The 25,199-nt window shown below is 69.3% G+C and carries 28 protein-coding genes and 1 tRNA gene; 12 read left to right on the forward strand and 17 right to left on the reverse strand.

The window, feature by feature from the left end; all coding sequences use genetic code 11:
* The first annotated feature begins 5 nt into the window (after positions 1-5).
* Entirely contained in the window at positions 6-1,817 is a 1,812-nt protein-coding gene (locus ACIBF7_RS02815) for an FAD-dependent oxidoreductase (protein ID WP_364229091.1), read from the forward strand.
* 10 nt (positions 1,818-1,827) lie between these two features.
* On the opposite strand, the gene ACIBF7_RS02820 is transcribed toward ACIBF7_RS02815, so the two are convergent.
* Together ACIBF7_RS02820 and ACIBF7_RS02825 are read right to left on the reverse strand one after the other, a co-directional pair.
* Positions 1,828-2,418 carry a hypothetical protein gene (locus ACIBF7_RS02820; protein WP_148035658.1) on the reverse strand — a complete coding sequence of 197 codons (591 nt, stop codon included), beginning with the start codon at positions 2,416-2,418 and terminating at the stop codon, positions 1,828-1,830.
* Positions 2,409-3,047 carry a hypothetical protein gene (locus tag ACIBF7_RS02825; protein WP_397196217.1) on the reverse strand — a complete coding sequence of 213 codons (639 nt, stop codon included), beginning with the start codon at positions 3,045-3,047 and terminating at the stop codon, positions 2,409-2,411. Before ACIBF7_RS02825 ends, ACIBF7_RS02820 begins: the two co-directional genes overlap by 10 nt.
* Here ACIBF7_RS02825 and ACIBF7_RS02830 point away from each other — a divergent pair.
* From ACIBF7_RS02830 to katG, 3 genes are all read left to right on the forward strand, one after another.
* On the forward strand, positions 3,016-4,380 hold the full coding sequence (locus ACIBF7_RS02830) for a hypothetical protein (RefSeq protein WP_397196218.1): 1,365 nt from the start codon (positions 3,016-3,018) through the stop codon (positions 4,378-4,380). The genes ACIBF7_RS02825 and ACIBF7_RS02830 overlap by 32 nt on opposite strands.
* A gap of 70 nt (positions 4,381-4,450) precedes the next feature.
* A complete protein-coding gene (locus ACIBF7_RS02835; RefSeq protein WP_148035661.1) occupies positions 4,451-4,873 on the forward strand; it encodes a Fur family transcriptional regulator in 423 nt (140 codons plus the stop codon).
* 14 nt (positions 4,874-4,887) lie between these two features.
* Positions 4,888-7,116, forward strand: a complete 2,229-nt coding sequence (gene katG, locus ACIBF7_RS02840) for a catalase/peroxidase HPI (protein WP_397196219.1) — start codon at positions 4,888-4,890, stop codon at positions 7,114-7,116.
* 57 nt (positions 7,117-7,173) lie between these two features.
* On the opposite strand, the gene ACIBF7_RS02845 is transcribed toward katG, so the two are convergent.
* Together ACIBF7_RS02845 and ACIBF7_RS02850 are read right to left on the reverse strand one after the other, a co-directional pair.
* Positions 7,174-8,316, reverse strand: coding sequence for an epoxide hydrolase family protein (locus ACIBF7_RS02845; protein ID WP_397196220.1), 1,143 nt, complete (start codon positions 8,314-8,316; stop codon positions 7,174-7,176).
* A gap of 157 nt (positions 8,317-8,473) precedes the next feature.
* Positions 8,474-9,223, reverse strand: a complete 750-nt coding sequence (locus ACIBF7_RS02850) for a hypothetical protein (RefSeq protein ID WP_397196221.1) — start codon at positions 9,221-9,223, stop codon at positions 8,474-8,476.
* Between the two features lie 87 nt (positions 9,224-9,310).
* Between ACIBF7_RS02850 and ACIBF7_RS02855 the strand changes: the two genes are divergently transcribed.
* On the forward strand, positions 9,311-11,752 hold the full coding sequence (locus ACIBF7_RS02855; protein WP_397196222.1) for a hypothetical protein: 2,442 nt from the start codon (positions 9,311-9,313) through the stop codon (positions 11,750-11,752).
* Between the two features lie 13 nt (positions 11,753-11,765).
* Here the strand turns inward: ACIBF7_RS02855 and ACIBF7_RS02860 are convergent, their stop codons facing one another.
* From ACIBF7_RS02860 to ACIBF7_RS02870, 3 genes are all read right to left on the reverse strand, one after another.
* Positions 11,766-12,485 (reverse strand): VOC family protein, encoded by a 720-nt coding sequence (locus ACIBF7_RS02860; RefSeq protein ID WP_397196223.1) that lies wholly within the window; start codon positions 12,483-12,485, stop codon positions 11,766-11,768.
* Between the two features lie 79 nt (positions 12,486-12,564).
* Positions 12,565-12,825 (reverse strand): hypothetical protein, encoded by a 261-nt coding sequence (locus tag ACIBF7_RS02865; protein ID WP_397196224.1) that lies wholly within the window; start codon positions 12,823-12,825, stop codon positions 12,565-12,567.
* 9 nt (positions 12,826-12,834) lie between these two features.
* Complete coding sequence (locus tag ACIBF7_RS02870; RefSeq protein ID WP_364229069.1) at positions 12,835-13,503, reverse strand: class I SAM-dependent methyltransferase; 669 nt, start codon at positions 13,501-13,503, stop codon at positions 12,835-12,837.
* Positions 13,504-13,687: 184 nt separating this feature from the next.
* Here ACIBF7_RS02870 and ACIBF7_RS02875 point away from each other — a divergent pair, with 184 nt between their 5' ends.
* From ACIBF7_RS02875 to ACIBF7_RS02890, 4 genes are all read left to right on the forward strand, one after another.
* Positions 13,688-14,527 (forward strand): helix-turn-helix domain-containing protein, encoded by an 840-nt coding sequence (locus ACIBF7_RS02875; protein WP_271275276.1) that lies wholly within the window; start codon positions 13,688-13,690, stop codon positions 14,525-14,527.
* Positions 14,528-14,592: 65 nt separating this feature from the next.
* On the forward strand, positions 14,593-15,174 hold the full coding sequence (locus ACIBF7_RS02880; protein ID WP_397196225.1) for a dihydrofolate reductase family protein: 582 nt from the start codon (positions 14,593-14,595) through the stop codon (positions 15,172-15,174).
* 50 nt (positions 15,175-15,224) lie between these two features.
* Positions 15,225-15,362, forward strand: coding sequence for a hypothetical protein (locus ACIBF7_RS02885; protein ID WP_271275274.1), 138 nt, complete (start codon positions 15,225-15,227; stop codon positions 15,360-15,362).
* A 186-nt stretch (positions 15,363-15,548) separates the two neighbouring features.
* On the forward strand, positions 15,549-15,854 hold the full coding sequence (locus ACIBF7_RS02890) for a hypothetical protein (RefSeq protein WP_271275273.1): 306 nt from the start codon (positions 15,549-15,551) through the stop codon (positions 15,852-15,854).
* 29 nt (positions 15,855-15,883) lie between these two features.
* Here ACIBF7_RS02890 and ACIBF7_RS02895 read toward each other — a convergent pair whose 3' ends face one another.
* Both ACIBF7_RS02895 and ACIBF7_RS02900 read right to left on the reverse strand, forming a co-directional pair.
* The gene (locus ACIBF7_RS02895) at positions 15,884-16,234 is read right to left on the reverse strand and encodes a DUF1330 domain-containing protein (RefSeq protein ID WP_219545028.1); all 351 of its coding nucleotides are present in this window, start codon (positions 16,232-16,234) and stop codon (positions 15,884-15,886) included.
* 182 nt (positions 16,235-16,416) lie between these two features.
* Positions 16,417-16,848, reverse strand: coding sequence for an ester cyclase (locus ACIBF7_RS02900; protein WP_271275272.1), 432 nt, complete (start codon positions 16,846-16,848; stop codon positions 16,417-16,419).
* A 161-nt stretch (positions 16,849-17,009) separates the two neighbouring features.
* On the opposite strand from ACIBF7_RS02900, the gene ACIBF7_RS02905 reads away from it, so the two are divergent.
* Positions 17,010-17,621 (forward strand): TetR/AcrR family transcriptional regulator, encoded by a 612-nt coding sequence (locus tag ACIBF7_RS02905; protein WP_397196226.1) that lies wholly within the window; start codon positions 17,010-17,012, stop codon positions 17,619-17,621.
* Between the two features lie 26 nt (positions 17,622-17,647).
* On the opposite strand, the gene ACIBF7_RS02910 is transcribed toward ACIBF7_RS02905, so the two are convergent.
* Entirely contained in the window at positions 17,648-18,100 is a 453-nt protein-coding gene (locus ACIBF7_RS02910) for an NUDIX domain-containing protein (protein WP_397196227.1), read from the reverse strand.
* Between the two features lie 109 nt (positions 18,101-18,209).
* Here ACIBF7_RS02910 and ACIBF7_RS02915 point away from each other — a divergent pair, with 109 nt between their 5' ends.
* Both ACIBF7_RS02915 and ACIBF7_RS02920 read left to right on the forward strand, forming a co-directional pair.
* Positions 18,210-18,947 (forward strand): GntR family transcriptional regulator, encoded by a 738-nt coding sequence (locus ACIBF7_RS02915; protein WP_397196228.1) that lies wholly within the window; start codon positions 18,210-18,212, stop codon positions 18,945-18,947.
* A gap of 171 nt (positions 18,948-19,118) precedes the next feature.
* Positions 19,119-19,361 (forward strand): hypothetical protein, encoded by a 243-nt coding sequence (locus ACIBF7_RS02920; protein ID WP_397196229.1) that lies wholly within the window; start codon positions 19,119-19,121, stop codon positions 19,359-19,361.
* A gap of 344 nt (positions 19,362-19,705) precedes the next feature.
* On the opposite strand, the gene ACIBF7_RS02925 is transcribed toward ACIBF7_RS02920, so the two are convergent.
* From ACIBF7_RS02925 to ACIBF7_RS02955, 7 genes are all read right to left on the reverse strand, one after another.
* A tRNA-Thr gene (locus tag ACIBF7_RS02925) sits at positions 19,706-19,782 on the reverse strand.
* 65 nt (positions 19,783-19,847) lie between these two features.
* Positions 19,848-20,879 carry a DUF2776 family protein gene (locus ACIBF7_RS02930; RefSeq protein WP_271275252.1) on the reverse strand — a complete coding sequence of 344 codons (1,032 nt, stop codon included), beginning with the start codon at positions 20,877-20,879 and terminating at the stop codon, positions 19,848-19,850.
* A 79-nt stretch (positions 20,880-20,958) separates the two neighbouring features.
* On the reverse strand, positions 20,959-21,789 hold the full coding sequence (locus ACIBF7_RS02935) for a stage 0 sporulation family protein (protein WP_397196705.1): 831 nt from the start codon (positions 21,787-21,789) through the stop codon (positions 20,959-20,961).
* 107 nt (positions 21,790-21,896) lie between these two features.
* Positions 21,897-22,859, reverse strand: coding sequence for a permease-like cell division protein FtsX (locus tag ACIBF7_RS02940; RefSeq protein WP_364229006.1), 963 nt, complete (start codon positions 22,857-22,859; stop codon positions 21,897-21,899).
* A complete protein-coding gene (locus tag ACIBF7_RS02945; RefSeq protein WP_261808962.1) occupies positions 22,856-23,383 on the reverse strand; it encodes a sigma-70 family RNA polymerase sigma factor in 528 nt (175 codons plus the stop codon). Before ACIBF7_RS02945 ends, ACIBF7_RS02940 begins: the two co-directional genes overlap by 4 nt.
* Before the next feature lie 34 nt (positions 23,384-23,417).
* On the reverse strand, positions 23,418-23,960 hold the full coding sequence (locus tag ACIBF7_RS02950) for a dihydrofolate reductase family protein (RefSeq protein WP_148035680.1): 543 nt from the start codon (positions 23,958-23,960) through the stop codon (positions 23,418-23,420).
* Between the two features lie 63 nt (positions 23,961-24,023).
* Positions 24,024-25,196, reverse strand: a complete 1,173-nt coding sequence (locus ACIBF7_RS02955; protein WP_397196230.1) for a DNA polymerase III subunit delta' — start codon at positions 25,194-25,196, stop codon at positions 24,024-24,026.
* Positions 25,197-25,199 lie beyond the last annotated feature (3 nt).

Here is a 25,199-nt window from a genome sequence, read left to right on the forward strand (position 1 = left end):
GCACCATGGCAGAGCAGGAGACCCGGGACAACGGTCAGGGCGGGATCAACCGGCGGAGGTTCGTCACCGGCGCGCTGGCCGCGACAGCAGGAGCGGCGGCCGGGCCGTTATGGGGCGCCGAAGGCGCCAGAGCGGCCGCCCCCGCCCTGCTCAAGAGCAGTGTCACCGGCCGCAACGTGGCGATCTTCGGCGCCGGCATGGGCGGCCTGAGCACCGCCCACGAGCTGGCAGAGCGCGGCTTCCAGGTCACGGTGTACGAACGCAAGGTCCTCGGCGGCAAGTCCAGGAGCATCCCGGTGCCGGGCACCGCCACCGGCGGGCGCAAGGACCTGCCCGGCGAGCACGGCTTCCGCTTCTTCCCCGGCTTCTACCAGAACCTGCCGGACACGATGAGCCGCATCCCGTTCGGCTCGGGCACCGTGCGCGACAACCTGGTGGCCGCCAGCCTCACGGCCATCGCCTACCGGAAGAAGTTCCTGCGCGTCCCCATCCCCAGCGAACTGAGCAACGGGCTCACCCCGGAGGTCATCCAGGACTTCTTACGGAGCGCGATCATCGCGGGCACCACCATCCCGCTCACGCAGATCAACTTCTTCCTGTCGAAGATGATCACGTTCATCACCAGCGGCCCCCGCCGGAAGCTCGGCCAGTGGGAGAACATGAGCTTCTCCGACTTCACCAAGTCCGACATCATGTCGGTCGAGTACCGCGAGCTGCTGACCAGGATGTTCACCGCCTCCCTGGTGGCCGCCCAGCCCGACAGGGCCAACACCCGCACGATCGCGATGATGTTCGAGGCGCTCCTCTACAGCGGCCTCGGGCTCGGCCCGTACGGCCCGCCCGACCAGGTGCTCAACGGCCCGTCCAACGACGTGTGGATCAACCCCTGGATCGACTACCTGACCGGGCTCGGCGTCCAGTTCAAGGTCGGCTGGTCCGCCACCGGCTTCGACCACTCCGGCGGGCGGATCACCGGCGCGCGGGTGACCGACCCCACCGGCGCCGCCGGCACCGTCACCGCCGACCACTACGTGGCCGCGATGCCGATCGAGCGGGTCATGCCGCTCCTGTCGTCCTCCATGAAGTCCGCCGACCCCCAGCTGGCCCGCCTGAGCCACCTGGAGACGGACTGGATGAACGGCGTCATGATCTACCTCAAGCAGCCCACGCCGATCGTCGAGGGCCACCTGGTCTACGCCGGCACCCCGTGGGCGCTCACCTCGATCAGCCAGGCGCAGTTCTGGACGACCGACTTCCCCGCCGCCTACGGAGACGGCGTGGCCAAGGACTGCCTGTCGATCGACCTGTCCGACTGGAACAGTCCGGGCATCCTGTTCGGGAAGACCGCCAAGCAGTGCACCCGCCCGGAGATCGTCCAGGAGGTGCTGGCCCAGATCCGCGCCGTCACCCCCAACGGCAACCAGTTGCTGCCGGACTCGCTCGTACACAGCTGGTTCGTCGACCCCGCGATCAGCGGCGAGGGCACCCCCGCGGTGGCCAACGACGAGCCGCTGCTCATCAACTCCCCGAGCTCCTGGGCGAACCGTCCCGAGGCCACCACCCGGATCCCGAACTTCTACCTGGCCGCCGACTACGTCCGCAACAACATCAACCTGGCGACCATGGAGGGCGGCAACGAGGCCGGCCGCAAGACCGCCAACGCCATCCTCGACGCCGCAGGCTCCTCGGCGACCAAGGCCAGGCTGTACGACCTCTACCTGCCGAAGGAGTTCAAGTCCCTCTACGACCTGGACGACATCCGCTACCAGCTGGGGCTGCCGAACAAGTTCGACATCCTCGCCCCGTACTGGCCGTGAGACCTTCGGATCATGCCCCGAGCTTCCGTACGGATGCCGCGTACGGAAGCTTGGCCGACCGGTAGAGCATCACGAGCAGCGCGGCGAGACACGCGAACCAGCCGACCGCCACGACGGGCCCCAGCGCGGTGTAACCGAGACCGGCCGGCGTGCCGAGCGCGCCCAGCCCGACCACGACCCAGCGCAGCACGTCGAGGACCGCCACCCCGGAGGCGATCCCGTACGACCGGATCCTCCTGATGACGGCGTCGGTGATCAGCCAGACGGCGACCAGCCCGCCCACTCCCTCGGCGACGCCGATCAGTTCGACGACGGGAGAGGGCGTGGACCCGAGGCTCGGCCCCACCCAGCCGGCGAACACGGCGACCGCCGACAGGCAGACCATGGCCAGGACCGAGGTCCTGGCCAGGTCGAAGGGGTCCCCGGCCGATCGCCGCAGCAGGAGCAGCGGGGTCGCGCACATCGCCCAGCCGAGAGGGTTCAGCAGCAGGTCGAAGTCGTTGACGCGAAGGGCGCAGTACACGATGACGAGACCGGCGACGATCCGCTTGAGCGGGCGGAGACCCGCGGGACCTTCCTCGTACGGGAGCGTCAGAACCATTCGCCGCTCACTGCCTTGCTGCAGGCGTCTACAGCGAGTGCTCGCTGCCAGGCGACAGGCACTCCTCCGGCGGTGTTCGACATCCACCAGGGGCCCCACATCGCCTCCGCCGAACCAGAGCCCATCCAGGTGCTATAGGTGAAGCTGACCGGCCGAGGCTCGTGCGGCACCGCGGCGCAGTCGGTGATGGCGATCTGCCTGGTCAGCCACTCCCGGCCTCCGGCGTCCACTTCGATCTCTTCCGTCTCTTCCGCGGGAAGAAGGCGCAGGCCGGGAATGTTCATCGACAAACCTGTGAGGACGAAGGGGGTCATTCCCTCGTTTTCCATTGCGATTTCGAGCCTGACGCTCAGGATGCCGCTCTCATCCACGTGAGCCCTGGCGAAAAACGGCTCAGGTTCCCAGGTGATGCGCGGCGTCATCGCTCCCGACCACCAGAAGGCCGCGGCGAAAACGGTGAGCGAAAGTCCTGCGGCGACCACGAGTCGTAATCGCGCCAGATGGGCACGCCACGAGGCGATACCGAATCGCTCCCATATTTCATCCGAACCCACGAGAAAGAACCTTATATGGTGGCAAGTCGTGACGACACCGCCGATGATCACCTGGATAGTCACGACGATCGCCATCCTGGTGGCGCTCGCGCCGGTCACCCGGGAGCGGCTCAGCAGGTTCGCCGAACTGACCGGCCTGACCGTCACATCAGCCGACGCCCGCCGGATCATCGACCATTTCGCCGAGCGGCGGCGGTGGCGGCTGATCACTCTCGTTCCCGCCGTCCCACTGGTCCTCCTCACCGATGACCCGTTCTATCTGGTGCTGGGCTGGTGTGCGGTCAGCGTTCTGTGCCACGCGCGACAACCCGCGCTCCAGACGGAGATCTATCGGACGACCTGGCAGCTCAGCCTGGCGGGCTCCCTCGCGGTATGCGCCTATTTCGTGGTGGACCGGGAGTTCACGGCGGAAGTCCTGGCCCGCACGACCGCCGTCCTCGCCGTCGCGCTGGCCGTGCGGCACCTCACCCGTGAACCCGCCCCTCGCCCTCCGGCCGGGGCGTCCCCCGCCGAACTGGCCATCGGCCACTGGTCGACCCGCTCTCTTTACCTCGCGGGAACCGCGATCGTCCTGTCGGGCGCGCTGCTCACCCCCGGCCAGGCACCGGAACGGATTCTGCCCGAATACACATTGCCGAAATCGGTTCCCGACGGGACGGCCGCATTCACGACAGCACGGAAATTGACCGCTCCCACCTGCGCGCTGAACGACCTGCTGGACGACCCCTGCCAGTCATGGCAAGTCAACGGTGAGCCATTTCCCCAGGCCGCCCCGTACATCAGCAGGAAAGGCAAGGCGCCCACGAAGCCGCCTTTCGCCCGCAGCCAGAACAGAAAGGCCGTCGTCTACCTGGGCAGGCGCGATCGCCGCATGGTCTACCAGGACGCCGGGAACATCCGCCCTCTCACCGGCCCTCTCGCCGACGCCGCGGTGCCCACGGCCACATTCGCCCGCCAGAACAGATATGTCGCCCTGGTCAAGGAAGGCGCACGCATCATCGACACCCAGACCTGGACCACGGTGTCGATCCCCGGAGTTCGGCGGGTGCACGACCTCAGCATGGCCGGCATCGTCGCCACGACACCGGCCGGAGTGCTCGTCCTCGACCACCGGGGCAGGACGCGGATGCGCCTCCCTGCCCGGAAGGTCGGCAAGAACATCGTCGGGGACACGTACCACCTCTCTCCGGACGGCCGCCGCCTCGTGATCGTCCGCGGCCTGATACGCGTCGAGACCTACGACGCGAGCACCGGCACGCGGGTGTCCAGCGTCGAGCCGGAATTCGGCGACGAGTACCTCGCCGCCGGTCTCGGCTGGACCGAGAAGGGGCGATTCCTCGTCCGCGACACCAGTGATCGCGTCCACGCCCTGGACCTGACGACCGGACGCCTCCGGAAGCGCTCATGACCGGAAGTTCACCAAACTTGGGTCCTTCATTAACTTGTATCGTTCAGGTTTAGTCAGTAGGTTGACCACCATGACCGCACCCAAGACCACCGCCGAGGAGCTGCGCGGGGCCGGCCTGAGGGTCACGGCCGCCCGGGTCGCACTGCTCGAGACCGTCCGGGACGGTGACCATCTCGATGTCGAGACCATCGCCTCGGGGGTGCGCGATCGTGTAGGCCACATCTCTCTCCAGGCTGTCTACGAGGCCCTCCACGCACTCACCGCCGCCGGGCTCGTACGGCGCATCGAACCGGCCGGCAGTGCGGCCCGGTTCGAGGGGCGCGTGGGGGACAACCACCACCACATCGTGTGCCGTTCGTGCGGCGCCGTCGCCGACGTCGACTGCACGGTCGGCCACGCGCCATGCCTGAGCGCGTCCGACGACCACGGCTTCTCGATCGACGAAGCCGAGGTCATCTTCTGGGGCCGGTGCCCCGACTGTTCCACCGCCTGATCCGAAGGACTCCCATGACCGAGAACCATGATGCGATCGTCACCGACCCCAAGACGGAGGGCGAAGGCGCCTGCCCGGTCGCACACCGCGCGCCGCACCCGACGCAGGGTGGCGGAAACCACCAGTGGTGGCCGGACCGCCTCAACCTGAAGATCCTTGCCAAGAACCCCGCCGTGGCCAACCCCCTCGGCGAGGACTTCGACTATGCCGAGGCGTTCAAGAGCCTCGACCTCCCGGCCGTCAAGCGCGACATCGCCGAGCTGCTGACGACCTCGCAGGACTGGTGGCCCGCCGACTTCGGCCACTACGGCCCGTTCATGGTCCGGATGGCCTGGCACGCCGCCGGCACCTACCGCATCAGTGACGGCCGCGGCGGCGCCGGAGCCGGCCAGCAGCGCTTCGCGCCGCTCAACAGCTGGCCCGACAACGCCAACCTCGACAAGGCCCGCCGCCTGCTGTGGCCGGTCAAGAAGAAGTACGGCAAGAACCTCTCGTGGGCCGACCTCCTGGTCCTGGCCGGCAACGTCGCCCTGGAGTCGATGGGCTTCAAGACGTTCGGCTACGCCGGCGGCCGTGCGGACGTCTGGGAGCCCGAGGACGACGTCTACTGGGGCCCCGAGTCCACCTGGCTGGGCGACGAGCGCTACACCGGCGACCGCGAGCTGGAGAACCCACTCGGCGCCGTCCAGATGGGCCTCATCTACGTCAACCCCGAGGGCCCGAACGGCAACCCCGACCCGCTGGCCGCGGCCCGCGACATCCGGGAGACGTTCCGCCGGATGGCGATGAACGACGAGGAGACGGTCGCCCTGATCGCGGGCGGTCACACCTTCGGCAAGACCCACGGCGCCGGCCCCGCCGACCACGTCGGTCCCGACCCCGAGGCCGCCCCCATCGAGCAGATGGGCCTGGGCTGGAAGAGCACCTACGGCACCGGCAAGGGCGGCGACACGATCACCAGCGGCCTGGAGGTCACCTGGACCTCGACGCCCACGCGGTGGTCGACCAACTTCTTCTGGAACCTGTTCGGCTACGAGTGGGAGCTGACCAAGAGCCCGGCCGGCGCCCACCAGTGGCGGCCGAAGCACGGCGCCGGCAAGGACTCGATCCCCGACGCCCACGACCCGTCGAAGCGCCACGCGCCGTCAATGCTGACCACCGACATCGCGCTCCGCGAGGACCCGATCTACGGCCCGATCTCGCGGCGCTTCTACGAGAACCCCGAGGAGTTCGCCGACGCCTTCGCCCGCGCCTGGTTCAAGCTGACCCACCGCGACATGGGCCCCGCCTCCCGCTACCTCGGCCCGGAGGTCCCGGCCGAGACGCTGCTGTGGCAGGACCCGGTGCCGGCGGTGACGCACGAGCTGGTCGGTGACGAGGACGTCGCCGCGCTCAAGGCGAAGGTCCTCGCCTCGGGCCTGTCGGTCTCCGAGCTGGTGTCCACCGCGTGGGCGTCGGCCTCGACCTTCCGCGGCAGCGACAAGCGCGGCGGCGCCAACGGCGCGCGCATCCGCCTGCAGCCGCAGATCGGGTGGGAGGTCAACGACCCCGACCGGCTCGCGAACGTGCTGGGCACCCTGGAGGGGATCCAGAAGGAGTTCAACGGCTCCCAGACCAGCGGTAAGCAGATCTCGCTCGCCGACCTGATCGTGCTCGCCGGAGCCGCCGCCGTCGAGAAGGCCGCCAAGGACGCCGGCTACGACGTCCAGGTGCCCTTCACGCCGGGCCGCACCGACGCGTCGCAGGAGCAGACCGACGTCGAGTCGTTCGCCGTGCTGGAGCCGTCCGCCGACGGTTTCCGCAACTACCTGGGCAAGGGCAACCGCCTGCCGGCCGAGTACCTCCTGCTCGACCGGGCCAACCTGCTCACCCTGAGCGCCCCCGAGATGACGGTCCTCGTCGGCGGCCTGCGCGTCCTGGGCGCCAACCAGGGGCAGTCGCAGCTCGGCGTCCTCACCGACACCCCGGGCCGGCTGACCAACGACTTCTTCGTCAACCTGCTCGACCTGGGCACGACGTGGAAGCCGGTCGCCGGCGACGCCAACGCGTTCGAGGGCAGCGACTCCGCGACGGGCGAGGTCAAGTGGACCGGTAGCCGCGCCGACCTGGTCTTCGGCTCGAACTCCGAGCTGCGCGCGCTCGCCGAGGTGTACGCGTGCGACGACGCGAAGGAGAAGTTCGTGAACGACTTCGTCGCGGCGTGGGACAAGGTCATGAACCTCGACCGGTTCGACCTGTCCTGATCCGACCGTCCAGGCCTGGCCTGGACATTCGTTCCACACAGGGGAGAAGCACCCGTCCTAGCGAGGTTGCTTCTCCCCTGCTATGTCCGCGAAGAACGTGCGGATGTCGGCCGCCAGCGGGCCGGGCGCCGCCATCGCGAGCATGTGGCTGGGGTGCTCGTGATTCTCCCAGTGCACGATGCTGTTCCCGCGCTCGGCGAGCCGGCGGAAGGCGTCGGGGCCGCCGTGCGAAACGCCCGTCGGCACCGCCTTCTGGTCGATCGGCATGCCGGCCGCCCCCTCGTAGTAGGTCCACGACGACGACCCGCTGGTGCCCGTCAGCCAGTAGAGGCTCGCGTTGCCGAGAACCAGGTCGCGGTCGATCGGCTCCCGCGGCGCCTCCCCGTCGGGCCAGCCGTCGAACTCCTTGAACCGCTCCACGAGGTAGGCCAGCTGGGCCACCGGCGAATCCGCCCACCCGTAGCTGAGCGTCTGCGGCCGCGCGGCCAGGTACGGCGCGTACCCGCTGCCGCCCTCACCGCTCAGCATCCCGGCCACGTGCTCGACCATCGCCCGATCCTCCTGCGACAGCCCCTCCAGCTCGGCCGGATCCCCGGTCGGCATGCCGACGCCGCCGGTGATGTGCACCCCGACCACCCGCTCCGGGGCCAGCGCGGCGAGCCGCGGCGAGACCAGCGCTCCCGCGTCGTTGCCGTGCACCCCGTAACGCTCGTAACCCAGCCCGCCCATCAGCTCCGCCCACGTCCGGGCCACCCGCTCGACGCTCCACGGCCGCTCGTCGGCGGGCTCGGGGAACGGGGAGAACCCGAACCCCGGCAGCGAGGGCGCGATCACGTGGAAGGTCTCCGACAGCGGGCCGAGAAGCTCCGTGAACTCCACGATCGAGTTCGGCCAGCTGTGCGTGATGACCAGCGGGAGCGCGCCGGGGTCGGCGCACCGTACGTGGAAGAAATGCACGGTCTGCCCGTCGATCTCGGTCGTGAACTGCGGGAACCGGTTCAGCTTCGCTTCCTGCGCCCGCCAGTCGTACGCACCCGCCCAGTACTCCACCAGCTCCTTGAGGTACGAGACGGGAACCCCCCGGCTCCACTCGGCTCCCGGCAGCCGGCTGGGCCAGCGGGTACGGGCCAGGCGGTCGCGCAGGTCGTCCAGGTCAGCCTGGGGGATCTCTATACGGAACGGGCGAACGTCATGTGTCATGCGGACCAAGCTAGAGACCATCGCGGAACATCCGGTTCCGCAATATCACGCCTGATCGCCGTACTGGCGAGGGTCGGAGACATGGGCGCGGGAGCGATCCGGGGTTTGATCGCCGTACGGGCCGGAGTTGGAGCGACGGCCGCGAGAGCGGTCCGGGTCACCCCTGATCGTCGTACGGGCCGGCGTCAGAGACATGGCCGCGGGAGCGATCCGGCCGTCGGGTAGTGGCCCGGCCCCGGCGGGCGATGTCGTCCAGGATGTGCTCGAACACCGCCTGCTCCTCGGCGGCCCTGGCGGCGGCGCGGTCCGGGAACATCCGCTCCCAGGCCCGGGTGACGTCAGCGGTCAGCCGCATGCAGTCGGCACCCAGCGAGGTGGCGCTGCTCGCCAGTTTCGCCCAGGCGTCCGGAGACGAGTCCCGTATCCGGTGGACGAGCCGGACGCGGCGCTCCTCCAGCCCGTCCCATCGGCTGCGGAGGGCGGCGACCGCCTCCGAAGAAGCGCGTTCCGGCAGCAGCTCGTCGATATCCGGATGCGGCCCCGACGCGGCGGCCTCGCACTCAGACAGCGCCCTGACCAGGTTGCCGAAGCTCTCGTAGTCACCGCCCAGCCGGCTCGCGACGTCGCCCAGCCCTGGATCACCGGCCGCAAGCGCGCCGACCTCCGCCTCACGCCGGTCGAGCTCCTCCAGCTTGCCCGCCATCGCCGCGTCGAGCTCCGGCCTCCAGCGCCCGCGCTCACGGTCGAAGAAGTAACGCGCCGTCCCGGACCGCGACCGGAGCGCCGCTCGACGACTGCGTACCTCGGCCCGCAGCCGGGCCCTCACCAGCCCGCGCCACCCCACGACCGCCACCACGACCACCGCCGACAACCCGGCGAGCACCATCTCGGACGCAGTCATCGCCATCCACCGCCATGTTAAGGCTGGAACTCCCATCGTCCCGCACCCCGCGATCCCGGGGAAGCCACCGCTTTCCTCATTAGGCTGGACCCTGTGCTGGAGACATCGATCCGCACGCTGGGAGCCTCCGCCGAGGTGATGGCCCTGAAGGGCGACCTCGACGGAGCCGCCGACGCGATGGACCGCGCCCTGCGGATCGCCCAGGACGCGACCGGCCCGCAGGAGCGGATCCTGATCGCGGTAGCCGCGGGCATGGCCACGGTCTGCCCGCTCCAACAGGCACTGCGCGCGGCGAACGCCATCAAGCGGGTGGAAGACCGCATCGGCGCGCTCGGATCGGTGGCCGCCGCCCTGTCCCGGGCCGGCCGGACCACCGAGGCGCTCGCCCCCATCACCGAAAACGAGCTCTCCCCCACGGGCCTGAGAGCCGTGGCCGAGGCGTTGGTCATGACCGGCGACGTCGACCGCGCGGTAACGGTGGCCGGGCGGGATCCCGACCCCAGTTGGGGGTGGGACGCCTTCGCACGGGCCCTCGTCCGGGCCGACCGGCTCGATCAGGCCTACGCCACCGCACTCTTCCTCGTCACCGACCGGCCGCGACGCGATATCGCACTGCTGGTGGTCGCCGAGGCACTCGCCGCATCCCGGCGCGGCGACCAGGCCGTAGAGGTCGCCGAGCACATCGCCGACCCATCGTGCCGCACCCAGGCACTGCGCGCCGCCGCCCTGGCGATCGACGATCCAGACCGTACGGCGGAGCTGCTGCGCCGAGCCGAGACGGCGGCCAGAGCCATCCCCAACCCCGGCACCCGTCAGACCGAGCTGCGCGCCCTCGCCCTCGCCTGCGCCGAACGCGGAGACCTCACCCGCGCCCTCACCACCCCCGACTGGGCCGGCCGCATCACCCTGGCCCGCCAACTCCTCAAGTCAGGAAGAAAAGCCCAGGCAACCGCACTACTCGACCACGCCCAACCCCGGGACGCCGACGACGCGACGACGCTCCACAACGCCCAAACCCCGGACAACGACATGCACGCCGACAACGCGGGGACGCTCCACGCCGCCCAAACCCCGGACGCTGACGTCGCGGCGATGCTCGGGGACGTCCGTGCCCTGGATGGCGGCCTGCAGGTCGACGTCGCGGTCACGATGGCGCAGGCCGGTCGGATCGACCGCGGCGTGGCGCTCGCCCGCGCGATCGCCGACCGCTTCCGGCGTGAGCAGGCCCTCGCGCGGATAGCCCGCTCGGCGATCGAGGCCGGCCGGCCCGAACGCGCCGGCGAGATCCTGGACGAGGCCGCCGCCGCTGCCCTGGCCGTAGACGGCGCCGACGACATCCGTCACATCCGCGGTCTGGCGGAGCTGGCCGACGCCCTGGCCCACGCGGGCCGCCGGGAACAGGCGGGCGAGCTGCTGCGCCGCGCCGAGCTCCTGGTCCACACCCTCTACGAGGAGCAGGAGCGGTTCGAGGCCTGGCGGCTGCTGGCGGCCACCCTGGGAAGGGCGGGCCTGCTCGACCGCGCCGACGTGATCGCCGCCGCCCGATGGCCGTCGCCGTGGCCCGACCTCGTACGGGCACTGTGCGACATCGGCGCATACGACGACGCGTACGAGAGAACCCCGTCGATCCCCGACCCGGGCCAACGGTCCTGGGCACTACAACGCGTGGCCGCCGGGCACGCGCAGGCCGGACGGCTCGACCAGGCCGAATCCATCGCGCTGGCCATAGAGGAGGCAGCGCCCCGGGCGGAGGCGCTCCTGTCGGTGGCCAAGGCCCGAACGCGGTCAGGCCAGCTCAACCACGCCGTCGCACTACTGCGGGACGCCGAGACCGCAGCCCGATCCGTGACCTCCTCCCGCGATCACGACCGCCTGCTCCGCGAACTGGTCGACGCCCTGCTCGCGACCGGCCGGCTCGACCAGGCGGCCGAGTTACTCGCCCAGGCCGAAGCCGCCGCGCACACTCCCGCGGCACTGGCCGCCGTCCTGATCGCGTCCGGGCAGCTCGACCGCGCCTTCCGGACGGCGTTGGACGTCAGAGACACGCTGGAACAGTGCGGCGCGCTGTCCTCGGTGGCAGAAGCGCTGGCAGCCACAGGCGCCCCGCCAGGCCGCGTCTCGCAGGTACTCCTCCACGCCGACGCGACAGCCGCCCAGGCCACCGATCCAGCCCTCCGCGTCCGGCTCCGGGCTCGCCTGGCGCGGGCCTGGGCCGCGACCGGCGACACCCACCGGGCCGAACGCACGATCGACGAACTGCTCACCGAAAGCGCTGCCCTTCCCCCACAAGCGACGGCTGACCTGGCCCAAGCCCTGTCCACACTCGGCCAGTACGACCGCGCCCTCGCCCTCACCACCGACCCGCAGACCGCAGCCACCGTCATCATCACCATGGCCCGGACCGGCGAGTTCACCCGCGCGACCGACCTGGCCCACACCTTGCCCACCCCCCAACCGAGAGAGTGGGCACTGGCCGAGATATCCCGCGCCATGACCGTCCCCGGACCCCCGACCGGAAGAACGAGCCCCTCCTGACCACACGCACGTCCTATGTTCCGGGCCGGAGAACGGCCTCCACGTCCGCGAGGGCTTCCAGGGTCCCGGCGAGCCTGTCGCGATCGGCTTCGGAAAGGGCCAGCGCACGGGCCCGCCCGAGGGCGTCGCCGGCAGCCGCGGGATCCTCGGCGCGGAGCGCGAGCTCGGCGCGATAGGCCAGCGCTTCGAGCAGCTCGGCCGCCGTAGCGGTGTCCTTGTCCCGCTCCAGGGCCGCGTCCAGGATCTGCGCCGCCCGTACGTGCTTGCCGTGCGAGTCGCCCATCACCACGGCCTTGTGCAGCGTCGCGGTGAGCTTTCCGCCGGCCTCCTCCTCAGGCTCCGGCTGGGCGGCCGAGAACCTGATCCAGTTCCCGCCGGGGTCGATGACCGCGAATCCGGAGTGGTTCCCGTCGTTCTTGCGCTTGCGTGGACGGGTCATCCGAGGGATCCCGGAGACCAGGAGCTTGCCGTGAGTCCGGCGCATGCCCGCGGCGAACGCCTCGAAGAGCTTCCCGGTGTCGGACACGATGACGGAGCAGCTTCCGTAGGAGTCCTCCGGGTTGAAGCCCGGGATGCCGAAGAAGCCCAGCCGCAGGTCTTCGCGCTGGAGTGCCACGAACGGGTTCGGCCGCACCTGGTAGTAGGTCCGGGTGAAGCCCAGCATGGTGTAGAAGTCGGCGATCTCGTCGATGGACGGGCAGGGCAGCAGCGGCACGGTGATCTCGTTGGCCATGGTCTCTCCATCTCCAGCTAACCAAATTTGCCTAGCTGCTCAGAGCCTACCCCGGCCGCCGGATCCGACCATGCCGATTTCAGCCGTTGATGCTGACGGTGACCAGGAACGCCAGGTAGACCAGCCCGGCAGCCATGCCCGTCCCCTTCGCGGCCGTCGACGCCACAGGCGCCAGGAACGCCGCGATCCCCAGCAGCAGCCACACCAGCGCATGACCCCACCGCAGGATCAGATAGGCCACCCCGTCGACCTCGCGCTGCGGCCACACGAACACCCACACCACGGCCAGGATTAACGCGATCGCGCCCCACACCTGTACGGGGACGCCGATGATCCTCATGGCCGGATCCTACGGGCCCCCGCCCCCGGCGCGCTGATCCAGGTCAGGGCTTGACGCCGGACGGCGGAGTGTCAGCGACTGGAATCGCCATCCATGAGTCCCCACGACGTGGAAGTCGACGATCTCGAAGCACTCGCGCGCGTACTCCTGAAGCCGCTCGTCATCCCGGAAGGAGAAGAACCGAGGAGGATAATGATCATCCTGCTCGAAAGTGCTCTCCCCCGTCAGCCCGCCCCCACCGTACACACCGAGAAAGAACAGCCCACCGGGCCGCATCACCGTGTGGATCGCGCCCAGCACCGCCGGCAGATCACCGTCGGGCACATGCAGGAGGCAGTTCAGCGCGTACACCGCGTCGAACGAACCGGGCTCGAAGTCGAGACTGAGAAAGTCCATGGCATGGGCTTCGACGCCCTTCTCCCGGCAGAGGGCCACCATGGCAGGCGACAGATCGACGGCCACGACGTCCAGCCCGTTCTCCTGGAAGTACGCGCTGTCCTGACCCGTCCCAGCACCGACCTCCAGCAGTCGCCGGCAACCGTGCCCCTTCAGCCGGCCCAGGAACGCCTCACGCTCCGCGAGCTTCCACGCGGACTTCGTGGCGGCATCCCGCCGCTCGGCACCGCCGTCGTACGCCTCCCGGAGGAGACCGATCACCTCGTCGTAGCGCACGCTCATCGCGTCATGATGCCGTACGGGAGAGCTCCGACAACAGGCATGCCACCGCGACCCGGCGTTGAAAGAGGTCCCCTTCGAGCAGACGATCACAACGATCCGATCTGCGCGTACGGCCCGATCGGAGTAGGCCGGCGCCAGTGAGCCGATCTGGTGGCCCGCCCGCGCATCGGCGATGCTGTGACGCGTGGAGTACGTGTCCAGAGTCCCGCGACCGCCGCTGGACGGGCTGATCGACGACCTCTACTACCTGGAGGGCGAGCCGCCGTACCCCCGGCTGACGCTGCCGCCGGCGCCGTCGGCGTTGCTCATCGTCAACCTCGGGGCGCCGTTCCGCATCCGCGCCGGCACCGGCACCGAGACGGCCGAGTACGCCGACGGCTGCGTGGTCACCATGCCCACCCGCGCGTGGGAGTTCGGCTACCCACTCCGGACCCGGTCCGTCGGCGTGCACGTCAAGCCGTGGGGGCTGGCGCCGTTCCTGCCGATGCCCGCGGCCGAGTTGTGTGATCGGCCGGTGACGGTGGAGCAGGTGTGGGGCCAGCCCGCCGTCGCTGAGCTGCGAGACCGGCTGGCCACGGCGGACGGACCGCACGAGATGCTGACGCTGCTCGAGGAGGAGCTGATGCGACGGCTGTGCGAGACCACCGGCCTGGGGCTGGTCCGCCATACAAGCAGCGTCATCGCGGCGGCCAGCGGGGCGGTGGCGATCGGCGGCCTGAGCGTGGCGGCCGGTGTCAGCAGCACTCATCTGGCACAGCGGTTCAAGGAGCTCATCGGCGTCACGCCGAAGCGGCTGGCCCGCGCCTACCGCTTCACCGCCACCGTGTTCGCGATCAACCCCGCCGGACCGATCGACTGGGGCGACCTCGCCGGTGGCGCGGGCTACTTCGACCAGGCCCACTTCGGCCACGAGTTCCGGGCGTTCACCGGGCTCACGCCGACCCGGTACGTCGAGGTCCGGCGGCGGTTCCTGCGCGAACATCCCGGCCACGCGCTTGACGGCTGGCCGCTGCCGGCCGATTGATTTCTTACAAGAGCGGCAGCTCACGACACGCTAATTTGGGGCACCCCGAAGCAGAGGAGAGCCCCGTGGGCAAGGTGGTCATGTACGGCTCGGTGTCGGTGGACGGTTTCGTCGCGGACGAGAATGACCAGCCCGGACCGCTGTTCGAATGGCTGACCAGCGGTGACGTCCCGCTGGACGAGAGCGGCGAGCTGAAGGTGTCGCGGACGTCCTACGACTACACCCGGCCGTACTGGGACCAGATCGGAGTCACGATCGCCGGCCGCCACGTCTTCGACCTGACGGACGGCTGGGACGGGAAGCCTCCGAGCGGGGTCGACCACGTGGTCGTCGTGACGCACCGGCCGGAGCCCGAGGGCTGGGACCCCGAGGCGCCGTTCCACTTCGTCGACGGCGTGGAGGCAGCCGTGGCCAAGGCGCGGGAGCTCGCGGGTGACCGCGTGGTCGAGGTCGCCGCCGGCGATGTCGGTGGCCAGATGCTCGCCGCGGGCCTGATCGACGAGGTGCGCATGGACGTCGTACCCGTCGTGTTCGGGTCCGGCAAGCGCTACTTCGGGTCGGTCGACGCACAGCACCTGCTGGAGGACCCGGACGTGGTGATCCAGGGCAACCGGGTGCTCCACCTGCGGTATCGGGTACGCCGATGACCGAGCGCCGAAGGCGTCCCAGGCGATCCGTCACTCCGCTTTGGTGGCCCGTGCCGAAGCATCCCGCCGCGAACTCCGCCGACCCGCAGTCGATCACCTGCTCCCCGGCCCTGGCCGCCTTGGCCGGCTCGCCGCACTTCGCGATGACGTCGTCCGTGTCCATCAGACGCGGCCCGTACGCTCATTAATCGTCAATCGACGATGAACGATGAATGAGCGGACAACAAGAGACAGCGCCCCCGGCCGCGGTCCGCAGTAGTGTGGAGATCAGGTTTTCGGTCTCTTGTGTCGTGTGCGAAGTCGGAGGTGATCACGGTGCACCCGGTCTAGCGACGGCCCCAGTCAGGGGCGTCACGGAGCCGAAAGGTGACCGTATGAGCAGGACCGACAAGACCCGGCCCTGGTGGGTGCGGATGGCCGACGCGCCGCTGACCACCTGTGTGCCCGTGCATGACCACCGTTTCGGCCCGTGCACGCTGCCGGACGAGATCACCGCCGACAGCGCGAACTGGCGCCGAGGCGGCTGTTACTGGGGCGCCCCCGGCTTCCACGTGCTCGTTCACGAAACCAGAGGTGGGCACCGGGAGTGGCACCACTTCCGTCGCGAGGAGCGCCGCCGCAGCCGCCACCAGGCGCGCCGTAAGCTGCGCGCCTACCACGTCGATCGCGACGAGGACTGAGACACGGCGTCGTTGTCCCAGGCGCTGACCTACGCGGGCAGACCCGCCGCCTCCCGGATGGCGGTGACGGCCGCCGTCGGGTTGTAGTTCTCGGGCACGCCGTCGACCATGATGATGTCGCCCTCGATGTGCCGCGAGCGCAGCGGCGCGATCTCCCGGTACGCGGGCGAATCCCACCACGCCCGCGCCTCGGCGATCCCCGGGAACCCGATCATCACGACATGTCCGGGCCAGCTGCCTTCCTTCACCTCGTGCTGGGTGACGTGGACGAGGTAGCGACCGCCGTACGGCTCGAAGGTCCCGGGGAGCCGCTCGATGTACTCGGCGATCTCCGGGTGCGGAGCCGCCTCCTGCAGGTGGGCGATGACGTAAGCCGGCACGGTGTCCTCCCGATGAAGTCGTGTTCGGTGCGCTGCCGATCCTGACAGCTCCTCGTAAGCGGCGCGATTACCTGCCAGGTAGGTGAACTGGCATCGCAGGCCGCGTCCCGCGTTCCACGGACTGCGGAACCGCTGCCGACCTCGATGAGGAAAGGTCAGCGGCGGTCATCGCGATGCACTGCTCAGTCGGCCGGTCCGCCGGCGAGCTGCCGCCGCACCGTGTCGGCGTCCATCAGGTACCACATGGACTTGAACCGGCCGTCCTCGACCCGGTAGAAGGCGGTCTCGGCGAACGACACCGACGCCCCGGTGGGGGCCAGACCGTTCCACTCCTTGACCGGCGTTCCCGTGTCGACCAGGCGGGCGGCCACCCGGTCACCGTCGACGACGAGCTCCTGGATCTCCCAATGGAAGTCCGGCACCGCTTCAACGTGCTTGTAGAACTCGGCCACCATGTCGTCCCTCTTGACCGGGGTGCCGCCCATGATCACCTCGTCATGAGCGAAATCGGCCATGCGGTGGAACTCGCGCTTGTTCGCCAGATCGACGTACCGCAGGTAGAAGTCCCGCAGTTCCTCGGTCGACATACCCGAACGCGTCGCATCGGAGCTCATGATCTTTTCCCATTCTGTAAGTGCCGGCCGGCTGACCCGGGATCGGCTGTTCGGCCGGAGCGGATGTTTTGTACCGCTCGGTTAAGCAGCAACCCTAGCACGTTTTGTACCGATCGGTTCGCGGCCGGGTCGTCATCTCTACCGATCGGTACGATGGGCTCATGAGCACCGAGACGCCGACCATTGGACGACCGCGGGCGTTCGACGAGGAGGCGGTCCTCGACCGGGCCGCCGAGGTCTTCTGGCGACACGGCTACGAGGGTGCGTCCATGACCACCCTCACCAGCGCGATGGGCATCAACCGACCGAGCCTGTACGCCACGTTCGGCAGCAAGGAGCAACTGTTCGAGCGCGCCTTCGCGCGCTACCGCGAGACCCAGCTGGCCCAGGTCCGCGCCGCACTCGACCAACCCACCGCCTACGCCGCCATCGAGGCGTTCCTGCGCTCCAGCGCCGACGGCCTCACCGCCGACGACCACCCCCTGGGCTGCCTCTCCATCCAGGGAGGTCTGGCCTGCTCGCCCGAGAACGCCCGCATCTCCGAAGTCCTGGCCGCCGGCCGCGCCGCCAACGAAGCCGCCGTCGCAGAACGGCTGTCTCGCGCGGCAGCAGAAGGAGACCTCCCGCCCGGCGTGGACCACCGGGCACTGGCACGATTCGTGATGGCGCTCAGCGAGGGATTCGCCGTCCACGCCGCGTCCGGCACCAGCCGTGAAGACCTCCAGGCCTCCGTCACCGTCGCCCTGCGAGCCCTCCTCCCATCCCAACCCTGACGGTCTTGCAGGGACAGCAGGGAGACCTACAGGGCGGACCCGATGACTCGTACGCCGTCATGCTGCCGGACGGCCGCTCTTCCGTCGCTCTGCATCGCATCCAGGACTCGGACAGCAAAGGCTTCGGCGGAGAGACCCTGGACCTCCTGTGCCGTAACCCACCGAAAAGCTCGTGTCTCGTCAGTTTCCGTGAGAGTTCCGCCCGCCGGACGACACCGGAACACGAGTGCGACGATCCCGAGTGTCATGTTCTTGTAGACGCCAGTCAGCAACTCCGGCTCGACTTCGAGGCCCGTCTCCTCCCGGAGCTCCCGCTTGAGCCCGCTGACCACGTCCTCCTCCAGCTCAAGGACGCCGCCAGGTGCTTCCCAACGACCGTTGTCCCGCCGCTGGACGAGCAGCGCCCGCCGCTGGTCGTCCACAATGACGCCTGCGACGCTGACCGAGTGGCGCGAGTCGTGATCCATCGAAATCCTCATGCCTGAAGGTGGCTAGACTCCCAAGCTAGTACATGTATGTACGAGTGGAGGAGTTGGCGCCGCCATGACCCTGGCCTTGCCTGGCCTGGACCCCGTCACGGACCGCCCCGTGTTCAAGCAGATCGCCGACCACCTCCGCGATGCCATCGAACGCGGCACGCTGGAACCCGGAGCGAAGGTGCCCTCCGAGGCCAAGCTGATGGCGCACTACGGCGTTGCACGCATGACAATCAGAAACGCGCTCCAAGTCCTCCAAGCGGAAGGGCTGACCGTAGCGGAGCACGGGCGCGGCGTGTTCGTCCGTTCGCGACCCCCGGTGCGTCGCCTCGCGGCCGACCGGTTCGCTCGGCGACACCGCGAGGAGGGCAAGGCCGCGTTCATCGCGGAGACAGAGGGTCTCGGAGGCGAGCCGTCAGTCGATTCCCTCCAGATCAGCGAGGCGGAACCGCCGGCCCATGTGGCTGAGCGACTGGGTCTTGGCAAGCGAGACAAGGTGCTCGTCCGCTCACGTCGTTACCTGATCAACGGCCACCCAGTGGAGACCGCAGTCTCCTACCTTCCCGCCTCGATCGCCCGCGGGACACGGATCGCCGACCCGAACACGGGACCCGGCGGCATCTATGCGCGGCTGGAGGAGATGGGACACCGGCTCGACCACTTCGACGAGGAGGTCAGATCCCGAATGCCCATGCGCGCAGAGGTCAAGGCACTCAGGCTGGCACCCGGCACGCCCGTCCTCCACCTCGTTCGCACCGCGTACGCCGAGGACGGCAGGGCCGTGGAGGTCTGCGACACGGTGATGTCGAGCGACGCCTACGTGCTTTCTTACCAACTTCCAGCGCACTAGCCCTTGACTCCTCTAGATGAGTTTGGGAAACAAGAGACGACAACTCCTCTAGTCGAGTAGACGACTAGGAACCACCTCATCCGCTATGCCACAAACCGTCCCGCAGTCCCATCTGGTCCTGAGGGGCACCCAGACGTGCCCCTAGGTAGAACGAGGAAGCCGCCCTAGCCAGTGAATCCGAAACAAACGCTGGACTACGACCTCAGCGCCCTCCGCGCTTCGTTCCCCGGCTGGTCCTTCTTCAGGAGCGATGCCGGCGCCTTCTACGCGACGCGACGCGGCGTCCAACTCAACGACTCCGAGCTCGACGCGGGCCTTCAGCAGACCGTGAGCGCCGACGACGCCGAGACCTTCGGGGCGCTCCTGCACGAGCAGCAACTCAGGGGGTGGAACTGTGGCCGCGCCAACGTCTGATCCAGAGCCGTGCGGCAACCAGCATGCGGCCACGCCGCTGCCCTGGGCGAGGCCGATCGAGTGGGCGCCGAACCGTTCCCGCGTGAACCGGGTACGAGTCCGGGCGCACACCTGCTCATGCGTGTCACCGCACTTCGAGCTGTGCACGGCAGGCGGGCTCTGGGTCGTCAGGCGTTTCACCACGGCACATCCGGCCGTCGAAAGTCCCTGGCTGTCAGCCCGCGCCGCCCAAGACCTGTGGACACAGATCCTGACCGGTCAGGCCCGATGATCGAACGCCGGTAAGGCGCTGCTGTACGCCCACGCAAAAGGCCCTCCCCAGATCATCCGGGAGGGCCTTTGCCTGGAGCCGCCTTCGGGATTCGAACCCGAGACCCCTTCATTACGAGTGAAGTGCTCTGGCCGACTGAGCTAAGGCGGCATGCCGCGAACGGCTGCCAAGAGTCTACAGGAGCCACGGGGTACTTCGCTCCCGACAATCCACCCCTACCCCGACGTACCAGCCTCCAGGATCGAGACGATGGAGAAGAGCGTGAAGCACACGGCCCCCAGCCCCACCAGCACCCGGGCCGGCACGAAGAAGGAAGCGTCGGAGACCTCCGCCTCGAAGAGGAAGGCCGCGAAGAACAGGCAGGCCAGTGCCGTGGCCACCGGGATCATGGGGATGCGGTTGGCGAGCGGGAAGGACCGGCGCCAGACCAGGGCCAGGAGCAGGGCCTTGGACAGGATGCTGTAGCAGATCAGGCCCAGCCCGATGAGGACGCAGCCGGGCGCGATGCGGTAGGGCTCGTCGGAGGCGGCGAGGACGTAGATGCCGAAGAGGATGTTGATGGTGCCCATGGCGATGACCAGCCAGCTCCAGCGGAAGCGTTCGGGCTCGTCGAAGGCGTTGCGCACCTGGCGGACGATGCTGGCGACCAGGGCGATCAGGCTGGCGCAGATGGCGGCGAGGCCGAAGACGACGTGGCCTGCCGTGTAGTGGGCGGCGTCGGGCTGGGCCATGAGGATGAAGGCCCAGATGAACCCGATGAGGGCGCAGACGAGAGGGAACGCGATGAGGATCTTCCCCGTGGTCGCCGAATAGGCTTCCATGGGCGCCTCGTCCTCCCGCTTCCGGGCGTCGTTGACCGAGATGAGGGAGAAGCTGGTCGAGGCGGTGGCCACGGTGCTGACGCAGACGCTGATCAGGCCGACGCCGGCGACCACGTGGCCGGCCACCAGGTTCTGGGGTTCCCCGCCTCGGGTGATGAGGACGATCCCGTAGATGATCGTGAAGAGGGCGACCGCGTAGCCGCTGACGGGCAGGACGACGCGCCAGATCTTGTTGTAGCGGTCGATCAGCTGGCGGATGATCGTGGCCGCGGTGGTGAAGAGCGCGTAGCAGATGGCGGCCAGGGCCACGACCACGTGACCGGCCACGAAATGGTTGGAGTCCGGGCCTCCCGCGTAGATGTACAGGCCGTACGCGGCGCAGATGACGCCCATGACCAGTGGTATGGCGCGGAAGATCACGCTCATCGTGAAATTCACCGTTCACCCCCCGACAGGCCATGCCTACCCGAGGGTGACAATCAGTAATCGAACGGTGACGCCGCTCTCACTCCGTAAGATCCTCCCCTGCGCCGTACATCTTGTCGTGCTGCTGCCGCGGCGAGCAGACGGACGCCGACGGGCACGCGCAGCGCCGCCCCCCGTCGTCCAGACGGACCGTGACCGTGTCGGCCGGAACGTTGTGCCCGATCACGGTTCCGTCGCCCTGCGGCGTGGTCACGCGGCTGCCGGAGCGAGGCATCCTGTACCGGGTCTCGACGTACAGCGGATGCTCGTACTTCAGGCAGCACATCAGCCGCCCGCAGGCCCCGGCGATCCGCAGCGGATTGACCGGAAGATCCTGGTCCTTGGCCATGCGAACCGACACCGGCTCGAAGTCCTTCAAGAAGGTCGCACAGCACAGGTCCCGCCCGCACGGCCCGATCCCGCCCTGGAGCCGGGCCTCGTCGCGGGGGCCGATCTGGCGGAGCTCCACCCTGGCCCGCAGGTTGCGGGCCAGATCCCGTACGAGAGCGCGGAAGTCGACCCGGTGCGGGGCGGAGAAATAGACCGTGTAGACGTTCTCCTTGTCCAGGAAGTCGACGCCCACCACCTTCATCGGCAGGCTGTGGCGTTTGATCAGTCGTTTGGAGACGCTGCGGGCCTCGGCCCGGCGGCGCTTGTTCGTCTCGTCGCGGGTCAGGTGTTCCTCGCCCGCTATGCCCTCACACACCGGCAGCCCGGTGATCTCCTCGCTCGTGTACTGCGGCGCCCACACGCACTCCGCCACCTCGGGCCCGGCGTCGGTCGGGACCAGGACCTTGTCGCCCACTTTCGGGCTGTGCCCGCCGGGATCCAGGTAGTAGAGCCGTCCGTAGCGGGTGAAGCTCACGGCCATGATCATTCCCATGGGCTCGTGCTCGCCTCCTGACGGCCTCGGGGGTTCTTACGGCCTTCGTTGACACATTACGTGTGCGATCGCGTGAGCGTGAGGGGCGCAGGGCGCTATTCGCAGGCTTCGATCGCGTCGGCGCGGATGCCGAAGCGGGCGTGCAGGGCATGCTCGGCGAGGAGACACTTCTGGTCGATGACCTGCGAGACACCCGGCATGCGCCCAAGCTCGGCGGCGAGTTTCCTCCTGGTACGGAACTCCGTGCCGGGCCGGAGGACGGCCCGGTAGCTCTCAGGCATGTCGCTCATCCGAGTCGCCGAAACCAGCGCTTCGTTGTGCGCGAACGACTCACGGAAGTTCTCGAACGCGGCCTCCTGGTCCTCGAAGGTGACCGACTGGACTTCCGGCAGGGCCGCGAGCGCCCGCGACACCGCGGCCTTCTGCGCGCCGCTCGCGGTCTTCCCGCCGCAACGCTCCCTCTCGGACGTGCACAGGAAGACCGACAGCTCCATGTCGGCATCGGACAGAGCCGCCTTGAGCTCGCCCAGGGCCACCACCTCGGCGACACCCGGCACCTGCCCAACCTGGCGGGAGATGCTCTCGATGTCGGCTCCGGGCCGCGTCACCAGCCGGAACGCCTGGGGAAGGTCGTCCGGGGTGATGCCCTCGACCAGGGAAGGGTCGTCCGAGTAGAAGGCGCGCATAGCCTCGTAGGCGCTGCGCCGGTCCTCGAAGTGGACCTCGTCCACTCCCGGGATGCCGCGCAGCGCGTTCTCGACAACCCGTTCGTCGGCATCACACTGAGGGTCCGCCGCGATCCTGCACAGGTAGACGGCCAGGTCGGCCTGGTCCCGGGGCGGTGCCACCGCCACCGAGGGCCCGTCGCCGTCTGGCAGAAGCGGGGCCATGATCACGGCGAGCATCACCCCGACCGCCACCGCGATCCCCGTGGCGATCCAGCGCGGGCGCACCTGGCTCCGGCGGCCGCCGCGCAACGGCGCGATCGTCTCGACCTGGACCGTCTCCCCGGCCTCCGCGAGCGCGCCGCGCAGACGGTCTTCCACAGAGCTGTTCATGAGTCCTCCCCAAGAGCCCGGCCGAGGGCGGCCAGCCCTCGCGCGATCGTCGACCTGGCGGTGCTCGCGCCGATCCGCATGGATTCGGCGATCTCCTGGTCGGTGAGATCCAGGTAGTAGCGCAGGGTGAGCGCCTCCCGCTGCCTTCGCGGCAGCCCCTGCAGGGCCGCCAGCACCGCACGCCGATCTTCCGAGAGCATGACAGCGCTCTCCGCCGACCAGACGGGCGGTTCGTACGGGACCGCCCGCCTGAACACGGTCGCCCGGCGGCGCAGCACCGACCGGCAGCCGTTGAGCACGGCCGAGCGCACGTAGCCCAGCGCCCTGCCGGGATCGCGCAACCGGGCGCGGCCGGCGTGGGTGCGGGCGAAGGCATCCTGGACGACGTCCTCCGCCGTCGCCTGATCCCCCACCATGATCAACGCGAGGCGGACGAGGCCGACCTGGTGCTCGGCGAAGATCGCCGCCACATCGACCCGCTCGCGCGTCAGCGCCTCTCCTTGGGTGACGAGTTCGACTTCCACATCACAGAGACGCTTCACCCCCGCATCTGCTGCCTCACTTGGGGACGTACGTGAGCCCCAGGATGCCGGAGTCGATCCGCTTGACGTCCACCAGCTTCAAGTGGGTCGCGGGGATGCCGTCGTAGAGCCGCTCGCCGCCGCCGGCGATCGTCGGGAACAGCCAGAACAGGTACTCGTCGACCAGCCGGTGCTCCAGCAGGGTGCGGCTCAGCTCGCCGCCCGTGCCGACCTTCAGGATGGTCCCGCCGGGCTGCTCCTTGAGCTTGGCGACCCCCTCGGCCACGTCACCGTCGATCAGCGTGGCGTTCCAGGCGGTCTCGCGGAGCGTCCGTGAGGCGACGTGCTTGGGCAGGCTGTTCATCCTGACGGCGTACTCGCCGTACCCCTCCTCCATGCCCGGCCACACCTGCGCGTGCGCCTCGTACGAGACGCGCCCGTACAGCAGGGCGTCCACGGAGAACAGCAGGTCCCGTGAGATGGCCTCGTATTCGCCGGACCAGTTGGGCACGACCCACTCCTGCGGGGTGCTGATGACCCCGTCCAGCGTCACGACACCCTGCTCGATGATCTTTCGCATGATCTCGTCCTCTCATTCGACTCACCGACGCGTCGAACGAGAGAACGGGGAATCGACACGCCTTCACACGCGAAGTGCCAGCATCATCGACTCGACGGCGATCTGCGGGCTGACGTTGAGGTCGAGGCGCTCGCGGCAGCGCATGACCGCGTCGACGCGGCGCAGCGTCTCCTCCGGCGTGGTCGTACGGGCGAGCTGGTCGAGGTCGAAGCGGAGGTCGTCGTTGGCCAGCTCGACCGTGGCGCCGAGCTGCATGGCCAGCACGTCGCGGTAGAACCACACCAGCTCCAGCAGCGCCGCGTCGAGCGAGTCGCGCTTGATGCGGGTGGCGCGGGACTTCTGCCGGTCCTCCAGCTCCTTCAGGGCGCCCGCTCCCCCGCGTACGAGGCCGCGGTTGAGGCCCTTGCCCGTGGAGCCCTCGCCGTAGACCTTGCGCAGCTCGCTCGTCTCGGACTCGTTGAGCGTGGCGGTGGCCGCGGCGGCCTCCTCCTCGGCGGTCTTGACCAGGCGTTCGGCGGCCGTCACGCACTCGCCGACGCCGGTCAGCGACCGCGGGATGGCCAGGACGGCCTCGCGCCTGGCCCTGGCTCCCTCGTCCAGCGCCAGCGCGCGGGCGCGCGGGAGGTGCCCCTGGGCGGCGCGGGCGGCGAAGCGGGCGATGTCGGGGGGCACGGAGTCGCGGGTGGCCAGGACGTGCGCCACCGCCTCGGTGGTCGGCGTGGTCAGGGTGACGAGCCGGCAGCGGGACCGGATGGTGATCATCAGGTCGTCGGGGGCCGGGGAGCAGAGCAGCCACACCGTGCGCGGCGGTGGCTCCTCGATGGCCTTGAGCAGGGCGTTGGCCGCCGACTCCGTGGCCCGGTCGGCGCCCTCGAACAGGATCACCCGCCAGCGGCCCTGCGTCGGCGCGCCCGCCGCCCGCAGGATCAGCTCGCGGGTCTGCTTGACGCCGTAGGAGAGCCCGGCGGGACGGACCTGCTCCAGGTCGGGATGGGAGCCGATCAGCACCTGGTGGCACTGGTCGCAGTGGCCGCAGCCGCCGTCGGGGCAGAGCAGCGCCGCCGCGAACGCCCGCGCCGCGTCCTCGCGGCCCGAGCCCGGCGGGCCGGTGAACAGCCAGGCGTGGGTCATGCCCGCGCCGCGCCCGCCCGCCACGACCTCGGCCGCCGCCGCGGCGGCACGCGACAGCACGGAGACGGACCGGTCCTGCCCCACCAGGTCATCGAAGACGCCCACGCG

The organism is Nonomuraea sp. NPDC050478 (assembly GCF_044458265.1).
Classification (GTDB): domain Bacteria; phylum Actinomycetota; class Actinomycetes; order Streptosporangiales; family Streptosporangiaceae; genus Nonomuraea; species Nonomuraea ferruginea.